Annotated in this window: 16 protein-coding genes and 1 tRNA gene; 6 read left to right on the forward strand and 11 right to left on the reverse strand. The window is 62.6% G+C overall.

The annotated features are described in order from the left end of the window. Positions 1-91: 91 nt before the first annotated feature. A tRNA-His gene (locus tag LC343_RS06515) sits at positions 92-168 on the reverse strand. Between the two features lie 163 nt (positions 169-331). Next, entirely contained in the window at positions 332-793 is a 462-nt protein-coding gene (locus LC343_RS06520; RefSeq protein WP_223476302.1) for a phasin, read from the reverse strand. 238 nt (positions 794-1,031) lie between these two features. Here LC343_RS06520 and LC343_RS06525 point away from each other — a divergent pair, with 238 nt between their 5' ends. Beyond that, positions 1,032-4,421: a sensor histidine kinase gene (locus tag LC343_RS06525; RefSeq protein ID WP_223476303.1), complete on the forward strand. Its 3,390-nt coding sequence runs from the start codon at positions 1,032-1,034 to the stop codon at positions 4,419-4,421. 214 nt (positions 4,422-4,635) lie between these two features. Here the strand turns inward: LC343_RS06525 and LC343_RS06530 are convergent, their stop codons facing one another. Next, entirely contained in the window at positions 4,636-6,594 is a 1,959-nt protein-coding gene (locus LC343_RS06530; RefSeq protein WP_223476304.1) for an acetoacetate--CoA ligase, read from the reverse strand. Between the two features lie 148 nt (positions 6,595-6,742). On the opposite strand from LC343_RS06530, the gene LC343_RS06535 reads away from it, so the two are divergent. After that, positions 6,743-8,602 carry an AsmA family protein gene (locus tag LC343_RS06535; protein ID WP_223476305.1) on the forward strand — a complete coding sequence of 620 codons (1,860 nt, stop codon included), beginning with the start codon at positions 6,743-6,745 and terminating at the stop codon, positions 8,600-8,602. 103 nt (positions 8,603-8,705) lie between these two features. Further along, a complete protein-coding gene (locus LC343_RS06540; RefSeq protein WP_223476306.1) occupies positions 8,706-8,948 on the forward strand; it encodes a DUF6460 domain-containing protein in 243 nt (80 codons plus the stop codon). Positions 8,949-8,955: 7 nt separating this feature from the next. Here the strand turns inward: LC343_RS06540 and LC343_RS06545 are convergent, their stop codons facing one another. From LC343_RS06545 to LC343_RS06565, 5 genes are all read right to left on the reverse strand, one after another. After that, positions 8,956-9,753 (reverse strand): ABC transporter permease, encoded by a 798-nt coding sequence (locus tag LC343_RS06545; protein ID WP_223476307.1) that lies wholly within the window; start codon positions 9,751-9,753, stop codon positions 8,956-8,958. After that, positions 9,750-10,652 carry an ABC transporter permease subunit gene (locus tag LC343_RS06550; RefSeq protein WP_425419535.1) on the reverse strand — a complete coding sequence of 301 codons (903 nt, stop codon included), beginning with the start codon at positions 10,650-10,652 and terminating at the stop codon, positions 9,750-9,752. Before LC343_RS06550 ends, LC343_RS06545 begins: the two co-directional genes overlap by 4 nt. Positions 10,653-10,657: 5 nt before the next feature. Then, complete coding sequence (locus LC343_RS06555; RefSeq protein ID WP_223476308.1) at positions 10,658-11,800, reverse strand: ABC transporter ATP-binding protein; 1,143 nt, start codon at positions 11,798-11,800, stop codon at positions 10,658-10,660. 62 nt (positions 11,801-11,862) lie between these two features. After that, entirely contained in the window at positions 11,863-12,960 is a 1,098-nt protein-coding gene (locus LC343_RS06560; protein WP_223476309.1) for a polyamine ABC transporter substrate-binding protein, read from the reverse strand. A gap of 144 nt (positions 12,961-13,104) precedes the next feature. Continuing rightward, the gene (locus LC343_RS06565; RefSeq protein ID WP_223476310.1) at positions 13,105-14,418 is read right to left on the reverse strand and encodes a glutamine synthetase family protein; all 1,314 of its coding nucleotides are present in this window, start codon (positions 14,416-14,418) and stop codon (positions 13,105-13,107) included. A gap of 289 nt (positions 14,419-14,707) precedes the next feature. Here LC343_RS06565 and LC343_RS06570 point away from each other — a divergent pair, with 289 nt between their 5' ends. Next, on the forward strand, positions 14,708-15,673 hold the full coding sequence (locus LC343_RS06570; RefSeq protein ID WP_223476311.1) for a fatty acid desaturase family protein: 966 nt from the start codon (positions 14,708-14,710) through the stop codon (positions 15,671-15,673). A 215-nt stretch (positions 15,674-15,888) separates the two neighbouring features. On the opposite strand, the gene LC343_RS06575 is transcribed toward LC343_RS06570, so the two are convergent. Both LC343_RS06575 and LC343_RS06580 read right to left on the reverse strand, forming a co-directional pair. After that, positions 15,889-16,197, reverse strand: coding sequence for a hypothetical protein (locus tag LC343_RS06575; RefSeq protein ID WP_223476312.1), 309 nt, complete (start codon positions 16,195-16,197; stop codon positions 15,889-15,891). Between the two features lie 33 nt (positions 16,198-16,230). Continuing rightward, the gene (locus tag LC343_RS06580; RefSeq protein ID WP_223476313.1) at positions 16,231-16,401 is read right to left on the reverse strand and encodes a hypothetical protein; all 171 of its coding nucleotides are present in this window, start codon (positions 16,399-16,401) and stop codon (positions 16,231-16,233) included. 445 nt (positions 16,402-16,846) lie between these two features. On the opposite strand from LC343_RS06580, the gene LC343_RS06585 reads away from it, so the two are divergent. Together LC343_RS06585 and LC343_RS06590 are read left to right on the forward strand one after the other, a co-directional pair. Next, entirely contained in the window at positions 16,847-18,487 is a 1,641-nt protein-coding gene (locus tag LC343_RS06585) for an autotransporter domain-containing protein (RefSeq protein ID WP_223476314.1), read from the forward strand. A 284-nt stretch (positions 18,488-18,771) separates the two neighbouring features. After that, a complete protein-coding gene (locus LC343_RS06590; RefSeq protein WP_223476315.1) occupies positions 18,772-19,671 on the forward strand; it encodes a LysR family transcriptional regulator in 900 nt (299 codons plus the stop codon). Here the strand turns inward: LC343_RS06590 and LC343_RS06595 are convergent. Then, positions 19,668-21,095: a helix-turn-helix domain-containing protein gene (locus LC343_RS06595; protein ID WP_223476316.1), complete on the reverse strand. Its 1,428-nt coding sequence runs from the start codon at positions 21,093-21,095 to the stop codon at positions 19,668-19,670. The two genes, LC343_RS06590 and LC343_RS06595, sit on opposite strands and share 4 nt — an antisense overlap. Positions 21,096-21,326: the final 231 nt, after the last annotated feature.

Below are 21,326 nucleotides of genomic sequence, written 5' to 3' on the forward strand. Positions count from 1 at the left end.
AATCCGCGCTCAACCATGCCGAGGGAAAAAATTGTATCGCCAGCATTGCCGCCGGGACGCGAAAAGCTCGAATTCGGGACGAGGGAGGAGATGGTACGAACGGGTGGATTTGAACCACCGACCTCTGGAGCCACAATCCAGCGCTCTAACCAACTGAGCTACGTTCGCATGGGATCAGCGATACCGGCGCGTCGAATACGCGTTCATCGGCCGTTTTGCAAGACCGGATCGTCCGGCGGGCACGCAATTGCCAAAAGAAAAAGGCCGGACGAATCCGGCCTTTCTCTTATGCACTGGCCGCCGGGAGGAGATGGCGGCGATGTGCGATGCCTCAGGCAGCCTTGATGGACGCCATGGCCTTTTCAGTCGCGGCCTTGACCGGCGCGGACATCGCATCGACGGCTTCCTTGGAAACGGTCTGCATTTCCTTGGCCTGGTCGACGGCCATCTCGGCCTGCTTGCGAACGAAGGCGGTCTGGATCTCGAAAGCTTCGGCAAGCGTCTTCACGCCGAAGAGCTTTTCGAGATGCGCGAAACCGGCTTCGGTGTTGGCGCGCATCGCGTTGAGAGCGGTGAGCGAAACCTTGGTGCCCTGCGTCTGGGCGGTTTCCATCGAGGTCTCGACAGCCTTCTGGGCCTCTTCCACGGATGTCTTCATGTTGTCGTAGGCTTCCTTGGATTTCGACATGCCCTGCTCAGCGAAGGTGCGGAACTGGTCGGCGAACGGAGCGGAGTCGATACCCGGAAAGGCAAAGACGTCGGCGGTTTCGGTTTTCGGAGCGGCTTTGGCCATAATCATAATTCCTTCGAATTCGTGTGACTTGAACTGTGAGGCGTATATAGCACTTTTTTTGTGCATTGCAACATTATATTGCACTGCACAATAAGCATGGCTGCCCTGCGCTTTCATGTTAACTACATATGGAACTTGAAACGGCCGACCTGCCCGGTGCGCTGGACGCGCCGGGGCCGAAATGGCAATTAATCTTTCATTAACCGGAGCCTTCCGGGCATTTGCCGAGAGTGACACCATGGCCGACGCCAGCACCCGCTATTCCTTTATCGACATCGCCACATGGGACGGCGTGAGAGAAAACTTCCTGTCCGGCAAACCGATCGCCGTCTTCTCCGGCGACATGGAAGACCTCCTGTGGGCGAATGGAAGCGCGGCATCGCTGTTCGGCTTTTCCTCCATCGGCGAATTCGAGGCGGAGGGGCCGTCCGGGCTCGGCACGGCGTTGCGCCAGATCAGGACCGCGGCATCCCGCGCCGCGGGAAATAGCGAGATTACAACGCATATTCGCGTGACATCGGGCATCAAGAGCAAGCTGCTTCCCGCGAAGGTCCGCCAGAGCCGCGGCAATGACGGCTCATCCTGCATCGTCACCGTCATCGAGACAGGCGAAACGGAAAGCGACGCGGACGATACAGCGCTTGCCGCGATTTCCGGTCTGGCGACGGAGGGCGCGGGCGCTGCCATCGTGGATGCCAATGGCATGCTCGTGGCCGCCGATCCGCTGTTCTCCGGCATTTCCTTTCCCGCCGATGCGATCAGCGCGCTCGTTCACGACGTGCGCGATGAGAAGGACCGGCTGGTCAAGCGTCTCGTCACGCCGCGGCCTGCCGTCCCGGTCGCCGTGGCGATCGCCCGCCTGACCGACACGCCACCGTTTCATCTGATCATGGCCGTCACCTCTGGCGATGCCGTCGACCAGCCTGAAAAAACGGCAATCGCTGCTCCCGAAACCAGTAACATCATCGACGAGGCTCCGGAACCGGCCGCTCCGGTTACGATCGAGGCACCCGTCGCACCGGACGAGGCGGAAGCCATTCCGGAAGCCGTCGCCGAGCCGGAAGTCGTGGAGATCGAGACGGAGACGGAAGAAACATCCCGTTTCGAAGAAGAGGCCACGGGTGCGGACGAGGCGGACGCCCATGCGGCCGCTGCGGAGGAACCGGAAATCGAAACGGCGCCGGCTCCGGCATTCGTTGCCGACTTCGAAAACGCCCATGGGCCTGTCCGCTTCGTCTGGAAGACCGACAGCGACGGCACCTTCAGCGACATCTCGCCCGAATTCGCCTCGGCGGTGGGGCCGCATGCGGCCGACATCGCCGGCCGGACTTTCGAGGAGGTTGCGCGCGTGTTCGAACTCGATCCCTCGGGTGAAATCAGCGCCTCGCTGAAACGCCACGACACCTGGTCCGGCAAGAGCGTGTTGTGGCCCGTCGAAGGGACCGCCTACCGCGTACCGGTCGATCTCGCCGCCCTGCCTTCCTACAACCGCCAGCGCGAATTCGAGGGCTATCGCGGCTTCGGTATCGTGCGCATGGGCGAACGCAAGCCGGATCCCGAGAAGCTCGGCCTGGCGCTCGTCGCTCAGGGCATGCCCGCCGCCCCCGAAGACCAGCCCGAGCCCGTGAACGACGACACCGTGAGCCCGGAAATCGAACAGGGACCCGATTCCGCGCCGACATCCGAAGCGGGCGAGACGACTCCGCCGGCCGATCCGTTCGGCGGCGAAGTCCCCGCCCTTTCCTCGGTCGCGCCCGTTCCCCTCCGGCGCGAAAGCGACAAGATCATCGATCTCCAAAGCAAGCGCCGCAGCCAGACGTCGATCGATGCGCTCAACGCCAACGAACAGGCCGCGTTCCGCCAGATCGGCGACGTTTTGGGATGGGCACGCAAGCAGGAGGGCGACGCGGAAGCTCCGGCCGGCCGTGAAATGCCGTCCGAAATCCGCGACGACCACATCAGCGAGGACGTTCCGGCCGAAAGCGCCATCGAAACGGATACGGTGGACGAACCGATCGCGGAACCGGAAAGCCCGGTCGAAAACATGATTGAAGAAGCCGACGCGGTTTCCGAAATCGATGAGGATACCGAAGCCGTTTCCGAGGACGAGAGCGAGACGGAGACGCTCCACGACTACATGCCCTCCGCCTTCGCGACCGGGCCGCATGACGAGCAGGATCGCGACGGACTGACGCCGGGCTTCCTCGACGCCCTGCCCCTGCCGATTCTCATACACCGCGACGACGTGGCGCTGTTCGCCAACGAGGCCTTCGTGGAGATGACCGGCTATCGCGATGCGGGCACGTTGAACGAAGCCGGCGGAATCGACGCGTTGTTCATGGGCGAGGCATCGGAAGACGGTGTGCTGGCGCTGCGCACCGCCAATGACGCCACCGTGTCGGCGCGGGCGCATATGCAGGCGGTGCCATGGCATGGCCGCACCGCGCTGATGTTCGCCTTCGAACCGCAGACCGATACGGACGACGACGCTGCGGATGCGACCGACAGCACCGTGTCGGAAGCCGAGGAACTGCGCGCCATACTCGACACCGCGACGGACGGCGTGGTGGTGCTCGCCAAGGATGGCGTCATCCGCTCGCTGAACGGCTCGGCGTCCGCCCTGTTCGGCTATTCGGGCGAGGAAATCGAAGGCAAGAGTTTCGGCACGCTGTTTGCCCAGGAGAGCCAGGCAGCGGCACTCGATTACATCAGCGGACTCGCCAATAACGGCGTGGCCAGCGTTCTCAACGAGGGGCTGGAAGTGCTCGGCCGCGAGAAGAATGGCGGCTTCCTGCCGCTGTTCATGACCATTGGTCGGCTGGAGACCTCGAACGGCTTCTGCGCGGTGGTACGCGACATCACCGCCTGGAAACAGACAGAGCAGGCGCTTCGCGACGCACAGCGCGAAGCCGAGAGTGCATCGAGCCACAAGAGCGAGTTCCTCGCCAAGATCAGCCACGAGATCCGGACCCCGCTCAACGCGATCATCGGCTTTTCGGAACTGATGGCCGAGGAGCGTTTCGGCCCGATCGGCAACGAGCGCTACAAGAGCTATCTCGTCGACATCAACAAGAGCGGCAAGCATGTGCTCGACCTGGTCAACGACCTGCTCGACATCTCCAAGATCGAGGCCGGCAAGCAGGAGCTCGAATTCGAGAGTGTGCCGCTCAACGAGGCGGTCAACGAGGCGATTGCGATGATCCAGCCGCAGGCCAACCGCAACAGGGTCATCATCCGCTCCTCGCTGGACGAGGATCTGCCGGATGTCGTCGCCGACATGCGCAGCCTCAAGCAGATTGTCCTGAACGTGCTGTCGAACTCGGTCCGGTTCACCCATTCGGGCGGACAGGTCATCGTCTCCACGACCTACAATGCGCGGGGCGAAGTGGTCCTGCGCATCAAGGACACCGGGATCGGCATGTCGACCAAGGAAATCGAGACGGCGCTACAACCGTTCCAGCAGGTCGCATCGCTCGGCCGGGCGCGCGGCGATGGCACCGGTCTCGGGCTGCCGCTGACCAAGGCGCTCGTCGAAGCGAACCGCGCGGAATTCGCGATCCAGTCGGAGCCGGGCCGCGGCACGGCAGTGGAAATCGTCTTCCCGCCTTCGCGCGTCCTCGCCAGCTGAACCGGCCAAAAAGAAAGGCGCCTCGCGGCGCCATAAAAGTTGTCTGCTGGAATTTCGAGCGGCTCAATCTGGAACGCGGACGTCTCCAAATCTGTTAGGAGACCATTAACGACCGCTCCTTAACAGACCGTTAACGGCCGCCCCGCCTGTCCGATACCGGAACGAAACATTTGCGTTTGGTTAACGCGCGAGGCCGGCCCATTCACGATACCGCTCAGCCCTGAAGTTCCGGCAAATCCGCGAACAGGGCCAGCGCTTCCGGGTTGGCCAGCGCCTCCTTGTTCTTGACCGGCCGGCCGTGAACCACCTCGCGCACGGCGAGTTCCACGATCTTGCCGGACTTGGTGCGCGGGATGTCCGTCACCGCCACGATGCGCGCCGGCACGTGGCGCGGCGAGGCGCCGGTGCGAACCCTTGTGCGGATCGCCTTTTGAAGATCGTCATCGAGCACGACGCCCTCGGCGAGGCGCACGAACAGGACGACGCGCACATCATTGTCCCAGTCCTGGCCGATGCAGAGCGCCTCCAGCACTTCCGGCATCTGTTCGACCTGATTGTAGATTTCCGCCGTCCCGATGCGTACGCCGCCGGGATTGAGCGTCGCGTCGGAGCGGCCATGGATGATCATGCCACCGCGCTCCGTCCACTCGGCGAAATCGCCATGGCACCAGACATTGTCGAAACGCTCGAAATAGGCGGCGCGGTATTTGGCGCCGTCCGGATCGTTCCAGAAACCGACGGGCATCGAGGTGAACGCCTTCGTGCAGACCAGTTCGCCCTTTTCGCCGACGACCGGCTTGCCTTCATCGTTCCAGACCTCGACTGCCATGCCGAGGCCGGGGCCCTGGATCTCTCCGGTGTAGACCGGCAGGATCGGCACGCCGAGAACGAAGCAGGAGACGATATCGGTGCCGCCGGAAATCGAGGCGAGGTGCACGTCTTTCTTGATCGCGTCGTAGACGAAGGCGAAGCATTCGGGCGACAGCGGCGAACCGGTGGAGGAAATGACGCGCACCTTCGACAGGTCATGCGTCTCCATCGGCCGCAGCCCCTCCTTGCGGACGGCGTCGATATATTTCGCCGAGGTGCCGAAATAGGTCATGCCTTCGTCGCGCGCGTAATCGAACAGCACATTGCCGTCCGGCGCGAAGGGCGAGCCGTCGAAGAGAAGCAGCGTCGCGCCGCTGGCGAGCGCGGAGACGAGCCAGTTCCACATCATCCAGCCGCAGGTGGTGAAGTAGAACACGCGGTCGCCCGCCTCGACGCCGGCATGGTAGCGGTGTTCCTTGAGATGCTGCAGAAGCGTTCCACCGGCCGAATGGACGATGCATTTCGGGATTCCGGTCGTGCCGGAGGAGAACAGGATATAGAGCGGGTGCTCGAAAGACAGACGCTCGAATTCCAGCGGCTTTTTCTCGTAGCTGCCGAGGACGGCGGCAAGCGGCTCGGCGTTGTCGAGGTCGGCCGCCAGGGCTTCCGCATTGCCAAGATAATCGACGATGATGGCGTTCTTCACGGTCGGCAGGCCCGGCAGGATCTCCGCCAGCTTGCCTGAAATGTCCTGCTTCTTGCCGTTGTACCAATAGCCGTCGCAGGCGATGAAAATCACCGGCTCGATCTGCGAGAACCGGTCCAGCACACCCTTCGGTCCGAAATCCGGCGAGCAGGACGACCAGACCGCGCCGATCGATGTCGCCGCCAGCATCGCGGCGACCGTTTCGGGCATGTTCGGCATCATCGCGGCGATCCGGTCGCCCTTGCCGATACCGAGCGCCCGGAAATGCTGCTGCAGGCGCGAGACCATCGCGTGCAGCTCCGCCCAGGAAACCCGCTTTTCGTGCTTGTCCTCGCCACGAAAGACCATGGCATCGCCCTCGCCCGCCTTGGCGAGCAGGTTTTCGGCGAAGTTCAGCCGCGCATCGGGAAAGAACCGCGCGCCGGGCATCCGATCACCATCGACCAGCACCCGGTCTCCCTTGTCGCCCACGACGCCGCAATCGTCCCAGACGAGCGACCAGAACGGCTCGCGGTTTTCGACGCTCCATTTGTGAAAGGACTGATAGTCACCCGACGGCGCGCCGTAGCGGGCCTCGGCCGCTTGCATCAGCCGCATCATCGCGGACGCGCGCACGGCGTCTTCGCTTGGCGTCCAAAGGGGGGCTGGCGTGGTCATTCGGGCCTCTTTCGATCTTTCAGTGGGCGCTCTCTGGTAAAATGTCCGTTTGCGGGCAGCAAGCCTTGAATTGACCTCACTTCCGTATAGGCTCCGGCGCAAAAAGGAAAACCGGGCGGTTTCGCACCGGCAGGATGGCGAATCAGGCATGACGGCAAGAGCGACGCGGATCGGTGTTTGGCTTGTCGGCCTTTCTGCACTCGGCTTTGTCGCGTTCTGGATGCTTCTGCCGGTCTTCGTCTCCAGCGAATTTGTCCGGACCGGCATCGAGCGGGAACTCGCCGACATCACCGGCCAGGAAATCCGTGTCGAAGGCCGCGTCGATATCGACCTTTTTCCCAATCCGGTCGCGCGCCTCAATGATTTGCGCATTCCGAGCGACACCCGACAACAAGGCGAAACCCCGTCCGATTTCCTCGTCGTCGACAGTGTCGAGGTGTCCATCCCCGTAACGAGCCTTTTGGCGCGCAAGCCGGAATTCACCCAGTTTCATTTCATTCGACCGGTCATGCGCGTGCTGGTGGACGATCACGGCCGGATCGATCTCGGCGCGATCGGGGGCCGGCTCGGCCGGGAAATAACGCGCGTGCGTGAAGAAATCAGCGAAGCGGAAGACGCCGGTGAAACCCCGCCGCCGCAATCCACGGCATCCGCGCGCCAACACCTCGGAACAGTGACCATCGACAACGGCATCGTGGAGTTCGTGACGCCCGCCGGCGAACAGCCGGAACGCATCACGGCCGTCAATGGCGTGGTCTCGTGGCCACGCCTCGACGACCGGCTGACCGCCACGCTGCAGGGCATCTGGCGCGGCGCGGCTTTCCAGCAGAAAGCCGAAATCGACAACGCCCTGATGTTCTTGTCCCGCCGGATCAGCGGCGTCCGGCAATCCATTACAAGCGATATCCTGACCTACTCCTTCGACGGCAGGCTCGGCATCGGCGAGGCTCCCTTCGCCGAAGGCGAGGTGTCGGTGAAAACGCCTTCGCTGCGGCAATTGCTCGAATGGGTCGGCGCGGACATCACCACGGGCGGTGCGGTCGGCAGTCTGGCGCTGACCGGCGCCATTCGCGGCGACGCCAAGAAGATCCGGTTCGAAAACCTCAGCGTCACCATGCAGGAAAGCACCGGCACAGGCGTTCTGGAACTCGCGCAGACGGAAACCGGCAAGCCTTTCGTCACCGCCACGCTGGATTTCGAGCAGATCGACATTCTCGCTTTCCTGTCCGCGTTCTCCGGGTTGCCGCGCACGCCGGAATCGATGGCGGAACCGGTCTACAAGGAAATCCTCGAACAGATGGATGTCGACTTGCGGCTGTCGGCGAAAAGCGCGGCGGCGGGCGCCCTGCAATTCACCGACATCGCGGCGGTGACCCAGATCCGAAATGGCGGCGCCGTCTTCGAACTGCCCGACGCGACGGCCTATGGCGGCCGGCTGCAGGCGCATCTCAAGCTCATGCCGGACGATGGGCAACTCGTCGGCATGCTCGGCGCGACCTTGACCGACGTGAATGGCGGCGCGGCTGCCGACGCGCTTCAACTCAACGGCCTGTTCCCGCGCGGCACGACATCGGGCAACGTGACTATCCAGTCGCCCATTTCGCACTGGAGCGACCTGTTCAGGCGCGCCAATGGCGAGATGTCGCTCGTCGTGACCGGCGGGCAGTTGAACGGCGTCGCGTTCCGCACTTTCGGCGGTGAGGGAGAGCGCCAGACCTTTTTCCGCCTTCAGGACAACACCGTGACGAGCGAGGTTTTCGACCGCCTCGAAATCAACGCCGCGATCCAGGAAGGCGTCATCATCGTCGATAAGGGTGCCATCGATTACCCCAGCGGAACGGTGCAGTTGAACGGCGTCATTCCCTACGGCACTGCGAGCCTGGCGCTCACAACCATCGCCGAGCCGCGCAGCGAGGCCGAAACCCGGATACCGCCCGTGCAGCATTTCATCGGCGGATCGTGGGACAACCCCTATGCGACGCCGGTTCTGATACCGCACGAGCCCTGATCGCGTGCTTAACGGGCGGTTAACGCGACGCGACGATTTTTAAACAGTTTTTAGGCGTTTGGCCTTTAGGTTGCCCCGGGGTTTTTCAGGGGCTCGGAGCTTCGTGTTTCATATTCTGTCGATGTCGATCAAGATCGCGCTCGCGTCGCTATTGTGCGGCGCGTTGCTGTCGGCCTTCGACATGTCGGCTGCCGAGATGCTCGCCAAGGTGGGCATGACACCCGAACACATCGCCGAACTCGCGCAGAAGGCGATAGCCTGGGCGCTTCCGAACATGGTCCTCGGATCGATGATCATTATCCCGCTTTGGGCGATCGCCTACATGCTGCGCCCGCCACGCGGCTAGCGCCGCCCTACTCGTTGTTGCCGAGAAACGCCCGGCGCTTTTGCAGGAGCGCCGCGATCAGCACGCCGGTCGTCACGATGGCAATCAGGATCGTACAGACCGCGTTGATCTCCGGGGTCACGCCAAGCCGGACCTGGCTGTAGATCTTCATCGGAAGCGTCGTCGCGCCCGGGCCCGAGGTGAAGGATGCGATCACCAGATCGTCCAGCGACAGGGTGAAGGCGAGCATCCAGCCGGAAATGACAGCCGGGAAGATCACCGGCAATGTGACCTTCATGAAGGCCTGGAAGGGCGGACAACCGAGATCCATCGCCGCCTCCTCCAGCGACTTGTCGAAACTGACCAGCCGCGACTGCACGACCACCGCGACGAAACACAGCGAGAAGGTGATGTGCGCCAGCGTGACGGTCCAGAAGCCGCGGGCGAAGTTGATCGCCACGAAGAGCAGCAGCAGCGACAGGCCGGTAATGACCTCCGGCATGACCAGCGGCGCATAGACCATGCCGGTGAAGACGGTGCGGCCGCGAAAACGCGTGTAGCGGACCAGCGCAACGGCGGCCAGCGTTCCGAGAACCGTCGCGACACTCGCCGAGATGAAGGCGACGCGCACGGTCACCCAGGCAGCATCGAGAATGCCCTGGTTCTGGAACAGCTCGCTATACCACTTGGTGGAAAAGCCGGCCCAGACCGTGACCAGCCGGGATTCATTGAAGGAATAGACGATCAGCAGGACGATCGGCAGGTAGAGGAAGGCAAAGCCGACGACGACCGACGATATGTTGAACCATGACCAGCGTGCCGTCATCCGCCCGCCTCCGTTGCTTTCGCCTGCGCGTTCTGGAACCAGACGATCGGCACGACCAGGACAATCAGCAGGATGATCGCGATGGCCGACGCCACGGTCCAGTCGCTGTTGTTGAAGAACTCGGTCCACAGGGTCTTGCCGATCATCAGCGTGCCGGACCCGCCGAGCAGATCGGGGATCACGAACTCGCCGACCGCCGGAATGAACACCAGGAGGCAGCCGGCCATGATACCGGGAACCGCAAGCCGGGCGGTCACCTTCCAGAAGGCGCCGATGCGCGTGCAGCCGAGATCGCGCGCCGCCTCGACAAGCGATTCATCCAGCTTCTCCAGCGTCGAATAGATCGGCAGCACCATGAAAGGCAGGTAGGAATAGACGATACCGATATAGACCGCCTTGTTGGTCGAGAGGATCTCAAGCGGCGCGTCGATGACGCCCAGCCAGAGCAGAAGCTGGTTGAGCAGGCCCTCCTGCTTGAGGATACCGATCCAGGCGTAGACGCGGATCAGGAAAGAGGTCCAGAACGGCAGGATCACCAACATCAGCAGGATCGGCCGCACTCCATCCGGCGCGCGCGCCATGCCATAGGCCAGCGGAAAACCGAGCAGAAGCGTGAGGAACGTGGAGACCAAAGCGATCTGCAGGCTCGACAGGTAGGAGTTGATGTAAAGCGAGTCGCTGGCGAGAAAGGAGAAATTCTCGAAATCGAGAGCGGACAGCTTCTCCCAGATCACGCTCCAGCCGTCGGAGAAGCTGAATTGCGGTGTATATGGCGGCGCGCCGTATTCGAGATCGGACAGCGATATGCGCAGCACGATCAGGAACGGCAGCAGGAAGAAGAACAGCAGCCAGACATAGGGGATCAGGATGACCAGCCGGTTGGTGAGCGCGCGCATCATGGTGCTCAGCGCTCCAGCATGATGCCGGAATCGGCGCTGAAGGAGAGCCAGATCCGCTCGTCATAGCCGATCGGGTCGTCGACGAGGCGCGACCGGTTGATCATCGCGGCCTGCACCACATTGCCGGATTCGAGCTTGACGTTGATGATCGTCATGTCGCCGAGATAGGCGACATCCCAGACCTCGCCTTCCAGCGCATTGGCGGCCTCCGCCGGCTTCTCCCGGCTGACCTGCATCTTCTCCGGCCGGATCGCGAACCATACGGTCTGGCCGTCGGCGGGGGCCTTGCTCCCCCTCAGCCCCCCAACGATCCGGCCGTCGGGCCCTTCGATGGTGACATGCGACTCATCCGAGGAAACGACCTTGCCCTCAAGGGTGTTCACCGACCCGATGAAGTCGGCGACGTAACGCGTATCCGGGGCCTCGTAGATTTCCGCCGGCGTGCCGATCTGCGCGATGATGCCCTTGTCCATCACCGCGATGCGGTCGGACATGGTCATCGCCTCTTCCTGGTCGTGGGTCACGATCATGAAGGTCAGGCCCAGTTCCTGCTGCAGGTCCATCAGTTCGAACTGGGTTTCCTCGCGCAGTTTCTTGTCGAGTGCACCGAGCGGCTCGTCGAGGATCAGGAGTTTCGGGCGCTTCGCGACAGCGCGGGCAAGCGCGACGCGCTGGCGCTGGCCGCCGGACAATTGATGTGGCTTGCGGCGGGCGAATTCCTCCAGCTTCACGAGCTTGAGCATCTGCGCCACGCGCTCGTCGCGGGCGCCTTTTTCCATGCCGTCCTGCTTCAGGCCGAAGGCGATGTTGTCGGCCACGCTCATATGCGGGAACAGCGCATAGGACTGGAACATCATGTTGACCGGCCGCTTGTGCGGCGGCACGCCCTTCAGCGGCTGGCCGTCGAGATAGAGTTCGCCCTCGGTCGGCTCCTCGAAGCCCGCCAGCATCCGCAGCAGCGTGGTCTTGCCGCAGCCGGACGGACCGAGCAGCGAGAAGAACTCGCGCTCGTAGACATCGAGCGAGAGATTGTCGACGGCGACGAAATCGCCGAACCGCTTGGTGACGTTCTTGAAGGAAATATACGGCTTCGCCGCGGGATCGTCCCAGGGCGCGAAAGAGCGCCGAATGCTTCCAAGCGATGGCATGATGTCCCCAATCCGCCGTTGAAGGAAAACGGCTCCGGCGCATGCGCCGGAGCCGATGAGGATTACTGGCCCGACTTCACCGCGGTCCAGGTCCGGTTGAGCATGCGCTTCTCGCGGGCGTTTTCCGGAGAAACCGTGTAGAGACGGTCGATCGTCTCGTCGCTCGGATAGATCGCCGGGTCGCCAATGACGTCCTCGGCGAGGAATTCCTTCGAGGCCGCATTGCCGTTGGCGTAGTAGACATAGTTCGACGCCTTCGCCATGACCTCCGGACGCATGATGTAGTTCAGGAACTCATGCGCTTCCTCGACATGCTGCGCATCGGACGGAATCGCCATGTTGTCGAACCACATCAGGGCGCCCTCTTTCGGGATGATGTATTCGACCGTCACGCCGGCATCGGCTTCGGCCGCACGATCGCGCGCCTGAAGGATATCGCCCGACCAGCCCATCGCCATGCAGATGTCGCCATTGGCGAGAGCGTTGATGTATTCCGATGAGTGGAACTTGCGGATGTCGGGCCGGATCTCGCTCAGCTTTTCCTTGGCCGCGTCGTAGCCTTCCTGCGTCTTCAGGTCCGGGTCCATGCCGAGATAATTCAACGTCGCCGGGATCGTTTCGGTCGGCGCGTCCAGCATGAAGATGCCGCAATCGGCCAGCTTGTCGGCCGTCTCCTTGTCGAACATCAGGTCCCATGTGTTCAGGACGGCGTCCTCGCCGAGGCGCTCCTTGACCATGTCGACATTGATGCCGAGACCTGTCGTGCCCCACATGTAGTTGATGGCATACTCGTTGCCCGGATCGTATTTCTCCAGGCGCTCGGAGATCGCCGGGTCCATGTTTTCCAGATTCGGCAGCTTCGACTTGTCGAGCTTCTGGAACACGCCCGCCTTGATCTGGTTGGCGAGGAAGGTCCCGGTCGGCACGACGATGTCGTAGCCGGTCGAGCCGGCGAGAAGCTTGGTTTCCAGGACCTCGTTGGAATCGAAAACGTCGTAGACGACCTTGATGCCGGTCTCTTCCGTGAACTCCTCGAGGATGGATTCATCGATGTAATCGGACCAGTTGTAGATGTTCACGACGCGGTCCTGAGCGTCGGCCGTCACGGCCATCGTCGCAATGGCGGCAACGGTCGCAAGTAGCATTTTCGAACGGATCATCTCATACTCCCTGATGTTCGAGACGGAGCGGCGTGGTGACTGCCCCATGATAGTCCCGCCGAAAGACTATTGGGGATTTCGCGGACGCACAAGGAATTTCCAATCTTCGAAACTGCCGTAAAAACAGGCATTTTTCAGAGAAGATCAGAGATAGGTGGTGCGTTCGAGAGGCGTGATCTCGGCCCAGAACGCGAGGATTTCCGCACGTTTGAGGTCCTTGTAGATCTTCGACAGTTCCGGCCCGAGCGCGCGGTCGCAAAACGCGCCCGCCTGGGTCAGCTGCAGCGCCTCGTCCATGTCGTCGGGCAACTGCTCCGCCTCCAGATTGTCGTAGGCGTTGCCCGTCACCGGAGGCGGCGGGGGAGCCAGTTTTTCCAGCCCGTCCATCATCGCCTGCAGGATCGCGCAGAGCACGATATACGGGTTGGCGTCGGCGCCGGCGATGCGGTGCTCGACCCGCCGGTTCGCATCCGTCGAGGCAGGAATGCGCAGCGCGACGGAGCGGTTGTTCTCCGCCCAGACCGCGCGTGTCGGCGCATAGGACCCCGGCTGGATGCGCCGGAAACCGTTCCACGTGTTGATGAACAGCAGCAAGGCCTGCGGCATGGTGCGGATCAGTTCGGAAATCACGCCACCGAGGTTCTTCTCACCCGCCTCACCCGAAAAGACGTTGTTGCCCTCGGCGTCCAGCACCGAAGCATGCACATGCATGCCGTTGCCCGCATATTCGATGAAGGGCTTGGCCATGAAGGTCGCCTGCAACCCGTGCTTTCGGGCGCAACCGAAGACGATGCGGCGCAGCATGATCACGTCGTCGGCCGCGCGCAGCGGGTCGTTACGATGCTTCAGATTGACCTCGAACTGGCCGGGAGCCGCCTCCTTGACGAGGGTGTCGATCGGCAGGTTCTGGTCCTCGGCCGCATTGCGGATATCTTCGAACAGCGCGCCATATTCGGCGAGATCGTCGAGACCGTACATGCGCTGGCGGTCCGGGCCGGAATTCGCGCCGACGGGTGCCGGCATGCCATCGTCCCAGTCGGTGCCCGGCTCCAGCAGGTAGAATTCCAGTTCGAAGGCGACGACCGGATAGAAGCCCCGCTTGGCGAGCGCCTTGGTGATGCGCCCCAGCGTGTTGCGGCAATCGAAGCGCAGCGGTTCGCCTTCCGGCGTGAAACCGCGCAGCAGCACCTGCGCCGTCGGGCGACCGGCCCAGGGCACGAGGCTCAATGTTCCCGGCACGGCGCGGAAATAGCCGTCGCGGTCGCCGCTTTCGATATGCAGCCCGGTCTCCGAGACCTCGCGGCCCCAGATGTCCAGCCCGTGGATCGACATCGGGAAGTTGACGCCCTCCTCGAAGGCCTTCTTCAGGCTGTCGGCGGGCGCCCATTTGCCGCGCATGACGCCGTTCGGGTCGACGAGCAGAAACTCGACAGCCTGCAAATCGGGATTTGCGGCCATGAAGGTCTCGTATTCTTCGATTGTCGGAGGTTGGTCGAAAGAGATGAGATCGGCGGGATCGAACGACGGCAATTTTGCACCGGCTGCTGTTGAAGTCGCGCCAAATTGGCGCGCCGTGTCGCGCAATGTCAACGTGGAGATGCGCGAAACATCCGACGGCTTAAGTCAATGTGCACCATTTCGTTAGAGCGGATCTTAACGCTGCGGGTGCTAGCGCTGTCGCGGGCCGCATGCAGGCCGGGCTCCCCGGTCATGAGGCCCGGCGCGTATAAAATCGAGAGCAAGCCGCATGACCGCTTCACCGGCCCATATCGATCCACGAAAGCTCAAGGCGCTTTCCCGCCTCTCACCATGGCGCACGGCGCTGGCGCTGGCGGCGGACTGGTCGGTCATCGCGCTTGCAATCGCCATCGCCGAATGGAGCGGCAGCTGGCTCGTCTATATCGCCATGATACCGGTCATCGCGGGCGGCATGCACGGCCTCGGCGCACTGATGCACGAATTTGCGCATTTCCGGTTCGTTGCGAACAAACGGTGGAGCGACGCGATCGGCGACGTCTTCGTCGCATGGCCACTCCTCGCGACGACGGCGGGCTACAGACGCAACCATCTCGACCACCATCGCTACACCAGCACCGACAAGGATCCGGACTGGATCCTCAAGGTCGGGACGCGGCAATTCACCTTTCCGCAGGAAATGCGCTTCGCAGTGCTGAACTTCCTCGGCTATTTCGTCGGCGTCAGCTCGGTACGCGACATGCGCGCGGCGCTGCACCGCATCCAGGCGGACAACCCCGCCAATCGCGGCTACAAGATCGCACGGCTGTCCTATTATCTCTGCCTGATCGCGGCATTTTTCGCGCTAGGCTGGTGGCAGGAGGCCCTGCTCTACTGGCTCGTCCCCTATTCCACCCTGTTCTTCCTGTTCCTCTATATCCGGGTCGTGGCGGAGCATTTCGGCCCGGGCCTGACCGGCGAAGGCGAACTGGGCAAGACACGCACGGTCATCCCGAATTTTCTCGAAGCCTGGTTCCTCGCCCCGCACGGGCTCAACTATCACATCGAGCACCACCTCTATCCGAGCGTACCGTTCTACCGGCTGGGCGACCTGCACCGGACCCTGATGCAGGACGAACACTTCGCCGCACGCGCCCACATCACACGCGGCTATCTGACAGGGCTGCTCGGCGAGATCTGGCTGGACGGCTGGAGACGCCAATCCGGGCAAACCGGCCGGGCGATCCCGGCGGAGTGAAGCCGGGCTCGGCGTGGCATATCCGCCACACACGATTGTTACCTTACGTAAGTTTCTTGCAGCAAATCCCCGTTCATGCTGTCTTGAACCAGATATGACGCTATGGAATATTTCGGGCGAAGGCTTGTTACTGTCAGGATGCAGTCACCCGTTTGCCTGTGTGCCGCCCGGTTGCGATCACGCGCCGGGCGGTTTTATTTGCCGCCGTGACAGCATCACGAAATCAACAGAAAAATATCTGCGGCACCGCCAAACTTGTTTAAATGGCTGCTGTCATCTACGGTCAGGTACCAAGGTTGTGCTTCAGGGGGAACTGATCTTTTGGTGAGCAATGCGAGACGGGTTACTTTTCGCGCACGGATCTGGCCTCTTATCAGCCGATGCTTTCTCCAATTCCTGCTCATCGTCGCCATCTCGCTCTCGGCAACAGCGACAATCAGGGCGGCTTTGTCTGAGCAATTAAGTGGACAATTGTCGCCGGCTACGATCCAGCAAGTTGAAGGCGGCACGGTCAACGTGACCATCGATTTCACCGACATGGGGGGTAACGCAGACTATTACGAGGTGTCGGACCAACTCCTCGGTGTGGCCCCCGGATCATCGATCAGCAATGTCTCGCAAAATTGCGTAGCTGATGCCGATTTTGATTCAAGCACATCATCGTGGCCGGCCATCTTTATCTTCAGGACCGGCTCTTTTTTGAGCGCTTCCTGCAGCATCACATACACGCTTACCGTTCCTGCGAACCAGTCGTTCTACGGAACCTATGATTGGACGGTCGATCTCTTTGGATGGCGGTCCGATCCTTACGAAAGAACCGTTGATACGATCTCGTCTCCCGTTCCGTTCGAGGTTGTCGAAAGTCCGTCGATTGCTGTGACCGTGTCCGCCGACCCGACCGAGTTTGCTCCGTCGGGTACCAGCATTGAGCGCACAGTGAAGGTCGAAAATACCGGTGGCTCGGAAATTTCCCTCACGTCTCTCACGAGTGACCTTATCGGTGACGTCACCACAGCCGATTCAAGCACGTGTTCGCTTCCGCAGACGATCAGTGTGGGCGCCAGTTACCAATGTTCGTACTCCAGGTCGGAAAGCGGCACGAGCACGATCGAAGAAGAGATTACGGCATCTGGAAACAACCCGGGCAATTTTCCGGTCGAAGACAGTGATGTCGTGACGCTGACGGTTCAGGAGACCGACCTTTCCGTCTCCCTCGTCGCCAATCCGACCGAAGCCATCCCGGGCGACACCGTGGAGTTCATCGCGACGGTGTCCAATGACGGCGAAGTCGACGCGGCCAATGTCGTCGTCGATATCCCGACGCCTGCCGGCTACACGGTGACCGCCGTCAGCACCGACAAGCCGTCCGGCGCATCCGACTCGATCGTCAGCGGCGACGCGCAGGCGACCATCGACGAGATGGCGCCGGACGAGGTCGTGACAGTGACGGTGACGGCGACTATCGACAACGACGCCGGCGGGCCGATTACCGCCACCGTCGAGGTGACGTCCGACAACGAAGACCGGAACATCAACAACAATACAGACAGCGCGACCGTCACCGTGCTGGGCGCTGTCGATGCAGCGACGGGTTTGATCGGCGCGATGCAGGAGCTTCGGGCGAAGCTGATCCTGCAGCACGGTCCGGACGCGCAGCGGAGGCTGAACAGGCTGAAGGGCATCTACTCCAACAATGGCGGCGTCAGCGGCTTCGGGCTCGCCTATCGCAACGAGACCCTGCCCTTCGCCGTCACGCTCGGCAGGGACAACGCCGCTTTCGCCTACAGCCTGCGCAATTCGCGCGCCGAAGCCGCAAAGCAGGGCATGTCCGGCACTGTCGGCAGCGTCGCGACCAGCCTTCTCGGCGCGCCAGAGGATTACCGCTCGGCATCGGCGAATGGCTCCAATCCGGGCGGGACGCAGGCGCTGGCCTATTCGGGTGCGCTGTCGGCCTCGGAGAAGCGTGAACTCGGCGTGGATGCCGATGTCGCGCCCCTCGCCATGTTCGGTGAAGACGACGATACGGCCGCGGCCGATCCGATGGACCAACGCTACGACATCTGGGCCGAAGGCCAGTATTCGAAGTTCGATGCGACCGCAGGCGACGGCACCTTCGCCATCCTGCATGCCGGCGCCGACTATCTCGTGACGAAGGACCTGCTGGTGGGTCTCGGAACCCAGTTCGACTGGATCGACATGGACGCGGCGTCCGGCCCCGGCACGGCGGACGGATGGGGCTTCATGGTCGGACCCTATATGACGGCGAAGCTGACCGACGGGCTTTACCTCGACGCGCGCGGCGCCTGGGGGCAGTCCTACAACCATGTCAGCCCGTTCGGCACCTACGAGGATCCGTTCGACGGCACGCGCTGGCTGGCAACCGCGGCGCTGATCGGCGACTTCGAGGCGGGCGACTTCAGCATCAGCCCGACGGCGCGGCTGTCATGGTTCCGCGAGCGGTCGGAGGCCTATGTCGACAGCCTGCTGGTCCCGATCCCGTCGGTGACGACGGAGACCGGGATATTCGAGTTCGGCCCGACCATCAGCCGCAAGATGGTGATGGAGGACGGTACAGTGTTCATGCCGTTCACGACGGTCACCGGCATCTGGACCTTCGAGCAGACGAACACGGCGACGGCGCTCTCGAGCCAGCCGGGTCTCGCCGAGGAAGGCATCCGCGCCCGTGTCGAGGCAGGCTTCGACGTCGCCAACGACAAAGGTCTCAGCCTGTCGCTGTCCGGACATTATGACGGTATCGGCGATGAGGGCTTCGAGTCCTATGGCGGAAGGGCCAGGATCGGACAGAAGTTCTGACAGGAAGGCTCGGCGCGCCCGGCCTCCCGCCCTTCACGATCCGAAAAACCCGAACGCCGATTAGAAACGGCGCGCGGATCCAGCGCGGCAGCGGCTCGGCGTGGCCCTCGTAAAAAGCTTCTTCCTCTCGCCGGGTCATTGTCGTGGTCTGTCTCGCGGGTCGGATCAGGACGGGCATCGGATAGGTCATTTCCGCCTCCAGGGCTTTCACTGCTTCAGAAATGAACTATAATTCGGCACAATCCGCATTTATTCCGTCCAAGAACGCAATTTGAATTTCAGAAATGAAAAACCTTCGATGGGATGACCTGCAGGTTTTCGCGCGAGTCGCACAGAGTGGCGGACTCTCCGGCGCGGCCGACGCGCTGGACATGAGCGCTCCGACCGTCGGTCGCCGCATGCTGGCTCTCGAGCAGGCGACCGGAAAGTCACTCTTCGTGCGATCGCGGACAGGCTACGAACTGACCGACGACGGCCGCGCGTTGCTGCGCAAGGTGCGGACCATGGAAGCCGGCGCCAGACCGATCGAGGAATGGATCTCGGCCGATGGCGAACGACCGATCATCCGCCTGTCGGCGGGGACATGGACCGCCAATTTCATGGCGGAGAACATCCCGCGCATCTGGACGCCGGATGATCCCTACCGGATATGCTTCAAGACAACCGAGGCGCGGCTGGACATCTCGCACCGCGAAATCGAGATCGGGGTGCGCAACCGCCCAGCGGAAAGCGGCAACCTGGCCTCGCGGCGAACGGTTGATCTCGGCTTTGCGCCGTATATCGTGCGCAGTCACCCGAACCCGCGGGAAAGCGAATGGGTCGCCATCGATCCCGACGAAGCAATCACGCGGTCGGCGCGCTGGCTGTCGGCGCAGGATAGCGCGTCCGTTTGCGCCTGGGCGAACACACCCTACACGCTGCGGGATCTCGTAAGGGCCGGCGCCGGCAAGGGCGTGATGCCGTGTTTCGCGGGCGACCGCGACCCACGCCTTATGCGCGCCGGACCGCTGATTACGGACCTCGCCGAAACGCAATATCTCGTCATGCACAATGACGATCGGCACCGGCCGGAAGTTCGCCTCGCGATCGACCGTCTCCACACTCTTTTCCGTGACCATGCCGCACTTTTTCGCGGCGACCGGCCAATCGGCTCGTCGGAGATGGCGGAGGAGCCGATTGCTTAACCGAAATCGAAGGCGCTCAAGCCGGTCACCATCTCGTCGAGGCCGAGGGGGCGTGTGATCGGGGGTTCAGCGCGGGCAAGGCAACCCGCCCTCTCGCAGACCCGGCAGGCGGGCCCGACCGGCACCGTGACAGGCTCGTCGGTTGGGCCGGCCAGCGCCGTTCCGTAGATCACCCGATCGCGGTGGGCGATATCGCAGCCGAGCAGCATCGCAGTGCGCCGCGGCCGCTCGTGAAACGCGCCCTGCGGGCCTTCCAGCGTGCGCGCGATCACGAGGAAGCGGGCTCCGTCCGGCATCTCCACTGCGTCAACGGCGATATGGCCGGGTTGCGAGAAAACCGAATGGACCGGCAGCTTCGGGCAGCCACCGCCGAAGCGCGCCTGCGGGTAGCCGGTCGCGCCCGCCCGGCGGAAGCGGTTTCCGGCATGATCGACCTCCAGCATGAAGAACGGGATGCCGGCCGCGCCCTGGCGCTGCATCATGGTCAGGCGGTTCGCCGCCTGTTCGAAGGACACGTTGAACCGCGAGCGCAGGACATCGACGTCATATTGCGTGCGCTCGCAGGCCGTCAGGAAAGGCTGGTAGGGCATCATCAGCGCATGCGCCGCATAGCGGGCGAGTTCGAAGCGGGCGATACGGCGCGCCTCGTCGCCGGAGAGTTTCAGCGCGGCCACCTCGGCATCGATGGCGACGCGCATGCGCAGCAGCGCGGCTTCCATGGCGACCTCGCGCAACTGGTCGTGCGAGGACAGCCGCTCGGAGATGAAAAGGCGGTTGGAATGGCGGTCGTAGCGGCGGCGCCATTGCGGCATGGTGGCGACCGGCAGAACCTTGACCGCGATGCCGTGATCGGCGCGCAGCCAGGACTTCAGCGCGCCGAGAAGGTCGTCGCCCGGCGAAAGCAGCTTGACGAAGGCCTCAGCCTCTTCCTCGATCCCGGCGAAATGATTGGCGCGTTTCTCGAACGCCTCCCGCGCCTCGTCCACTGGCAGCCGCGCGCCCGACAGGCGGGTCTCGTGCCCTTCCCGCGCCAGCAGGTCGGAAAGGTCCGTCAGCCGATCCTGTCCTTCCCGATAGGCGCGGTAGAGCTTCAGCATCGCGGAGGCCACATTGGGCGCGGCGTCGGTGACTTCGACGAGCTCCTGATCGCCGGGCAGTTCGCCGACGAGAAGCGGATCGGCAAACATCTCCTTGAGCTGCGGCAGATGCGAATCGCCGCCGGCCTGCAGTTCCTCGAGATCGATCTTGTAGACCGAGGCCAGCTTGAGAAGGAGTTGCACCGTCAGCGGGCGCTGGTTGCGCTCGATCAGGTTCAGGTAAGACGGCGATATGCCGAGATCGGCTGCCATCGCGGTCTGGGTGAGCCCGGCCTGATTGCGAATCCGGCGCACGCGCGGCCCGGCGAATATCTTCTGTTCACTCATGAATTTGTCGTATTTTTTACACGTTTTTCCCAGTTCCGGCGATTAGCCCGTTTTTACAAGATTTACAATCTCACAAGCCAAACCTGTGGCCGCATTGACAAGAATACCTCGTTTTTCGGGCTGAATCGCGCTTTGCGGTGGATTTTCCGCAGCGCAATGTCAAAGTCGTTAAAGACTGAGGAAGGAATACGCCCTTCACAGCATCGTCGGAAACCGGATCGGGAGAAGCAG

Origin of the sequence: Oricola indica (genome assembly GCF_019966595.1) — a bacterium.
Classification (GTDB): Bacteria; Pseudomonadota; Alphaproteobacteria; order Rhizobiales; family Rhizobiaceae; genus Oricola; species Oricola indica.